We start from the raw sequence: 6,949 nt of genomic DNA, 5'->3' as shown, positions 1-6,949 counted from the left end.
ATATATAGCCTTTCAATATAGCTTTTAAATTTATGTCAATTTCTTTTTTATTAATGAATAAATAATATAGAATACAATATACAAAAAAGTTGCTCAAAATGTTAGGCTAATCCCCATTTACAGAGCAACATCATAATGCTATGTAAATTTGAATCAACAATGTTTTCACCATACTTCAACATAAAGTCATCTAATTGTGTGTCTATAAATGAATAATATCCACTTATGCTATCAATATATGCAGTCATTAAGTGTATACATTCATCACTTTTATCTTTATACATCTGTATCTCCCCCTATACAATATATAAAATTTGATACTAAATCGTATCTTATAAAATAGTTAAGTGTGTTACATTTATATTCAATCTCTATATTTATATCCTTATATTAATAGGTAAAGTGAATTTTGACAATAGGTTTTGAAAAACTGGATGTTCAAAACGTAAAATTGGGTTTTAAGATAATTAAGCAAGTTATATGTATACAATATATATATATAACTTACTTAATTACAAATATTATAAAATTATATAACAATTACTTTTATTAAGAATGTTTAAGTGGTAGAATAACTTGGGAGATTAATAATTATTAGGAGGATATAATATGAGTTCGTACAAGTTTATTTATGAAGATAAGGAATATTCATTAAAAGAGGATAATTGCAGTGGCTTAATAAATGATGAAGAAAGTCCAATTCAAGGAATAAGTATTCCAAAAATAATTGAGATACTTAATGAATCAGAAGAGGTTGATTTTGATATAGAATACTATCAAGAAGCATGCCCATTATGCTTAGAGGGTGTAAAAGAAAAGAAGAAATTCTTTCCATTTTTAGAATATCATTTTTATATTTTTAGTAAAGATGGAAAATATGTAATAAGTAATATATCTAATGATTATAAAGGGATGTCTTTTAATAAATTATCAAGAGCAAATAAAGTTGATAATAGTTACATTGTAAGTGTGATAATTTGCGAAAATTGTCAAGATTATATAATTCAAATAGAAAATTGTATAGTTTAGGGTAACTTATGTCTTAATTTAGGAGAAATTTCTAAATTGAGACACCGACTTTTTTTAAAAATAGTATGGAAAATTACTAAATTTATGAGATAATGAAAGTCGGAGGTGGGTTACAATATATAATAAATATTTGGAAGATATAGATAGTATAATTTTAGACTCAATGTTTAAACTGACCTTGAATGAGAAACTATTAAATAATAATGACTTTTTTGAAAAAAGAATTGATGAAATTAACAATTCAATTAATTACTATAAAACTGAACAAAGTAGTTTAATGTTATTAAAATTAAATTTTTTGATAGCTTTACTGTATGGTATTCAAGGATTTAGTGAAAAAATGAAAAAGTATATTTTGATTTCCTGTAAATATATTGAACAATACTTACCTAAAGATTATGTGTTTTTAGCACGATTTTATTCACAAATAGCTATTTTAAGTTTAAAGAATGAAGATGTAAATAGAGCAAATCTATATATAGATAAATTTAATCTTATTTGTAAGGATAGCAACTTTTTAGTTGAAGAAATTATTTTTGAATCTCAATTGATTTATATTAAAGCAAGTAAATGTATTGATTCTTCTATAATAATTAAGGAAATAGAAGACTTATATATAAAAGTAAAAGAAACTAATGATTTTAATTGTAAGAAAATATATTTTTTTATAATTGGGAAGATATATTTTTTATTTTTAGATGATGCATTAATTGCTAAAATGAATTTCTTAAAAGCAAGAAAATATGCAGACTTATCAAAAGATATAGAAGTATGCTCACTATGCGATATAAAGCTAGGGGAATGTGAATGTTCATTTGAAAATTATGAAGGAGCAAGAGAATACTTTAATGAAGTAATAAAGAATAAGAAATATACAAACGTAAATATGATTCAAAAGTATAGAGCATCAAATAATATAACTAAATTATTAATAAAAACTAAAGACTATTCAGGTGCTATAAATAATTTAGCAAAATCTGAAGTATATTTGGAAAAATTTAAGAATCAAGATTTAAAAGAAGTAGAAAAATTAGACTTATGTATAAATCTAGCTATGTACTATACAGAAAGTAATGAGAAATCATTTGAGCAATCAACTTGTTATTTAAATCGGGCTAAGAGTTTATTAAATAACATAAATAGTGTAGAGGAGTATATAATATATGATTTAGAATTAATTTATCATCAGGTTAATATATATTATATATTTGAAAATTATGAAAATGCTTTAATTACAAGCAAAAAGCTTCTTGAAAAGGCTAAAGAGGCTAAAAATTATAATTATGTAAAAGAAGCATATAAAACTATACACATGTGTTTTGAGAAGATACAAGATTATGAAATGAGTATGAAATACTTTAAAATGTACTATGAGTTAAAACAGATGTATATGAAAGCTAGGAATAGAAATTATATAGACTCTTTAAATTATAGACATGAACATATCGAAAAAGAAATAAATAATATGAAAAAAATAAAACTCGATTTAGATAAGAAAAAATACATCGACCCTTTGACAAATGCTTATAATAGGGTATATTTGAATAATTTTTTAGAAAAACAAGAGATTAGTGAATACAGTACTGCATTTATGATAGATGTAGATTATTTTAAGGAATACAATGACACTCATGGTCATTATAATGGCGATGTTGCTCTTAAAAATATAACTATGATAATAAAAAAATATTTAAAAGAGGACATGTCTGTTATAAGGTATGGAGGAGAGGAATTTTTAATATTGTCTATATGCAAAGATTATAGAAAAAGCAAGGTATTTGGAAAAAAGTTATGTAAGGTTGTAAAAAAATTCTTGAATGATAATTTGACGATTAGTATTGGTATTGATACATGTAAAAATAGTAGTATAGATATAAGTGAAATAATTGAAAATGCGGATAAAGCCTTATACAAAGCAAAACAAAATGGAAGAAATAGATGTTTGCATTATTATGATTTTAAGAATTTTTAATTGTTGAAATAGGATTGGTGATTTACTTGAAAGGGAGTTTAATAGAAGATTTAAAGAGAAATATAAAAAAGATAGAATATGATATGTTGACTAAGTTCTATCTAAATTTAACCGATTTAAACTACATCTTGGATTATCACAAAGACCTTTTAAATACAAAAATAGATGCTAAAGATAAAGTATATATTTTATATTTAATTAGTCTAATAAACTATGTAAAAAAAGATAGAGAAGCATCGTATAACTATTTGATGGATTCACTAAAAGATATTAAACAATTATCATTAAAAGATGATGCAGATATAATATCTAAGATTTATATTTATCTTACTCTATCTGCTATTTCTATAAAAAAATATGATAAAGCAAATCATTTTTATTTTTTAGCCAAGAAAATTATAAAACAACAACGTTTGAATGAATTATTGGTTTTGTTCAATATGAGTTTATGTGTAGAAATAAGTGCATTATATAAAACTAAATCTGAAGTAGTACTCTTAGTAGAGGAAGTATCTTTTTTTAAAAAATTAAAAAATAAAGTTCTTGTAAGTAGAGCAAATTATATATTTGGTAGGGTATATCTATACTTATTTAACAACTTTATAAAAAGTATGGAGTACTTGATTGAATGTCTAAGACTAGCCCAGGAAAATAATCTATATTCTATAGAAGCTTTTTGCAAATGTATAATAAGCCTCTGTTATTTAGAAAGTGGGAATAACAGAGAAGCTATAAAGTATATAAAAAATGCACTAGATGTTGCACATAATAATAATTCAGTATGTTCAACTGAAAGAGTAGCAATAAAAATAGACCTTATATGGGCATATTTAAGAGAAGATATGAATAAAGAAGCAGAAGTTGTTTTAGAAAAAACTATAAAACTGATGGATGTTGTTGAAGGTGTATATAAAGATTATTTGTATTCATTCATATTTTTATATTCAGCCGAAATTGAGTTAAAGAAAGATACTTGTAATTTTGAAAGAGTAAATGCATATTTGATTTTATCAAAAAACATATATAAAAGTTTTGGAGATGTTTTTATATATAATTCTAAATTAGATTATATTTATAAGTTGTATGGAGATTTATATATAAAATTTAACAATGTAGATGAAGGAATAAGATATTATTTAAAAGGTTTAAACTTAGTTAAAAAAAGCTCATTAAATCCTAAAAAAATGTCGATGTTTTATGGTCTAATAGCAAAAGGATATGAATTGAAAAAAGAGTTCAAACTAGCAATTGAATATTATAAAAGTATGGATTGGTATTCAGATAAGTGGGAAAAAAACAATTCTTATAAAACATCACAAGGTATTCATAAACAATATGAGTTAAGACAAAAACAAGAAAGTTTAAGATTACTTGTAGATGATAATAAGAAATTGGAAAATGATATTTTAACTGATGGACTAACTAGACTATATAATAGAAGATACTTAGAACAGCAATTGAATTTATTCAATGAAGGTAGAGATAAAAATATGATGGCAATATTGATTGATATAGATTATTTTAAAAGCTATAATGATAACTATGGTCATCCAGCAGGAGATAAAGTTATAATTAAAGTAACTGATATTATAAAAAATGTATTTATAGATATTACTGAACACATAATTAGATATGGAGGAGAGGAAATCTTAATATTAGTAGATTCTATAAAATCAATAAATGTTGAAGAAATCGATAAGATAGAAATATATATTAAAAGAGTTTTTAAACTTCTTGAATTTGAAGGAATTGAACATATATACTCTAAAGTAGAAAATTATGTGACTATAAGTGCTGGAGTAAGTATAAAAAGATGTTGTAGTAGAAAAGATGTCGAAATATTAATTGAAGATGCAGACAAAAACCTATATAAATCCAAAAAAGCAGGTAGAAATCAGTATATACTATAATTTAAAATTGAGGTGATTTTATTGCAAAAGAAGATAGGAATTATAGCCTCTGATATTGAATTAAAAGAAAGAATAGAAGAATTATATAGAGAAGATGTAGAAAATGGAACTATAATAATCGACATACTTAATCTTGATTTAATGGAAAATCAAGGACGTATACTTGTTGAGAAAGGTGCTCAAGCTATAATCGGTAGAGGTGGAGGTTATAGTTTAGTAATAGACACAGTAAGTGTACCTGTAATACCCATGAATATGAAATCAACTGACCTTCTAAGAGCAATAGAAATGGCAAAGAGATATTCTAAAAAAGTAGTATTAATACTTGGAGATAATGAAGTTTCTTTTGATTATGTTGGTTGGAGAAATGTCATAAGTACTGAAATAACTGAAGAATGGTTTGAATCCAAATACGAAATAAGAAGTAAGGTTATAAAATATAGAGACCAAAAAGATGAAGTTGTAATAGTTGGTGGAGGTTTGGCATGCTCCTTTGCAAGACAATATGGTATTGATAGTGTATTTGCAACTGCCAGTGACGAATCTATAAGAGAAGCTGTTGAGTATTGTAAGAAATTATTAGATACATTAGGCGAGGAAAAGTTTAATAATGAAGTATTGAGAAATATATTAGATGGTATAAAAGATGGAGTAATTGCTATAGATAGTAGCGGAAGTATAATTTTGTACAATGAAAGTGCAAAAAACATGCTTAAAGTAGAAAGGAAATGTGCACTTAATAAATATATTCTAGATGTATTTCCAAAAATGGGATGGCTATTAGATTGTCTACATGAAAAAGATGATGCAGAAGATAGAAAGATAAGGAATATAAACAACTTGATTGTTAATACTAGAACAACATTAATAAAAGTAGATGATAGCACTTATGGAGTTTTAGGAATAATACAAGATATAACTAAACTGCAAAATTTAGAAAGAAAAATAAGATTTGATTTAAATCAAAAAGGTCTATATGCTAGATATACTTTTGATGATTTTTTATTTAAAGATAAATTAACTAAGGAATTTATTGAAGAAGCTAAAAAAATCGGAAAAAGTGATTATACAACGCTACTTTATGGAGAAAGTGGGTCTGGTAAAGAAATTATAGCTCATAGTATACATAACATAAGCAAAAGAAAAGATAGACCTTTTGTGGCCATAAACTGTGCTACTATAGCAGAAAACTTACTTGAAAGTGAGCTTTTTGGATATGAAGAAGGTGCATTTACAGGTGCTAGGAAAGGTGGAAAAAGAGGGTTATTTGAACTTGCTCATGGAGGAACTCTTTTTCTTGATGAAATAAACAGTCTCTCATTTAATATTCAGACAAAACTATTAAGAGTAATAGAGGAACGACAAATAATGAGAATTGGCTCTGACTATATAATACCTTTGGATATTAGAATCATAGCAGCTACCAATGAATTTTTAACAGAAAAAATAGTTATGGGTACATTTAGAGCTGACTTATTTTATAGATTAAGTAGTCTAGAGATAAACATCCCTCCTTTAAGAGATAGAAGAGAAGATATAATACCATTGTTCAATAATTTTGTAAATGAAGTGCTAAAGGATGATGGTTTAAATGGAATAAACAGTATAGATGAAAATTTTGCTCTAACTAAGGATGAGATAGATGCGCTGTATAATTATAGTTGGCCTGGAAATGTGAGAGAGCTAAAAACAATAGCTCAAAAGTATGTTGTGACAGGAAAAATTAAATTAAGAAAAGAGCAAAACTTTAAGGCTAAAGAAGCAGTACCTAGTTCTAGTATAGAAGAATTTAATGTTGAAACAACAGCAAGTATGGAAACCACAGATAAAGTCATAGATATAAGTAAGATGAATGATGGTAAGGTAAGTATAGATATAAAAGAAGTAAATAAATATGTTGAAGAAAAAATAATAAGCATGCTTTTTGCTCAGGGGCTTTCCAAAAATGAAGTAGCACAAGTTCTTGGAATAAGTAGAACATCCTTATGGAAAAAATATAATAAAAATATTTAGATATAATTACATATAGATTATTTTG

At 25.2% G+C, this 6,949-nt stretch carries 5 protein-coding genes; 4 read left to right on the top strand and 1 reads right to left on the bottom strand.

Annotation, left to right across the window (positions count from 1 at the left end):
• Positions 1–101: 101 nt before the first annotated feature.
• Positions 102–284 (bottom strand): hypothetical protein, encoded by a 183-nt coding sequence (locus KGF52_RS04605; RefSeq protein ID WP_227829288.1) that lies wholly within the window; start codon positions 282–284, stop codon positions 102–104.
• Positions 285–609: 325 nt separating this feature from the next.
• Between KGF52_RS04605 and KGF52_RS04600 the strand changes: the two genes are divergently transcribed.
• The 4 genes from KGF52_RS04600 to KGF52_RS04585 all read left to right on the top strand — a co-directional run bounded on the left by KGF52_RS04600 (position 610) and on the right by KGF52_RS04585 (position 6,924).
• Positions 610–1,029: a DUF3785 domain-containing protein gene (locus KGF52_RS04600; RefSeq protein ID WP_227839282.1), complete on the top strand. Its 420-nt coding sequence runs from the start codon at positions 610–612 to the stop codon at positions 1,027–1,029.
• Between the two features lie 130 nt (positions 1,030–1,159).
• On the top strand, positions 1,160–3,001 hold the full coding sequence (locus KGF52_RS04595) for a GGDEF domain-containing protein (RefSeq protein ID WP_227839281.1): 1,842 nt from the start codon (positions 1,160–1,162) through the stop codon (positions 2,999–3,001).
• Positions 3,002–3,084: 83 nt separating this feature from the next.
• Positions 3,085–4,911 carry a diguanylate cyclase domain-containing protein gene (locus KGF52_RS04590; RefSeq protein ID WP_413894727.1) on the top strand — a complete coding sequence of 609 codons (1,827 nt, stop codon included), beginning with the start codon at positions 3,085–3,087 and terminating at the stop codon, positions 4,909–4,911.
• Positions 4,912–4,923: 12 nt separating this feature from the next.
• Positions 4,924–6,924, top strand: coding sequence for a sigma 54-interacting transcriptional regulator (locus tag KGF52_RS04585; RefSeq protein ID WP_227839279.1), 2,001 nt, complete (start codon positions 4,924–4,926; stop codon positions 6,922–6,924).
• Positions 6,925–6,949 lie beyond the last annotated feature (25 nt).

The organism is Clostridioides sp. ZZV15-6597 (genome assembly GCF_020657815.1).
Classification (GTDB): Bacteria; Bacillota; Clostridia; order Peptostreptococcales; family Peptostreptococcaceae; genus Clostridioides.
Note: the sequence above shows the minus strand (reverse complement) of the source record. Positions and strands in the feature narration are given on the sequence as shown.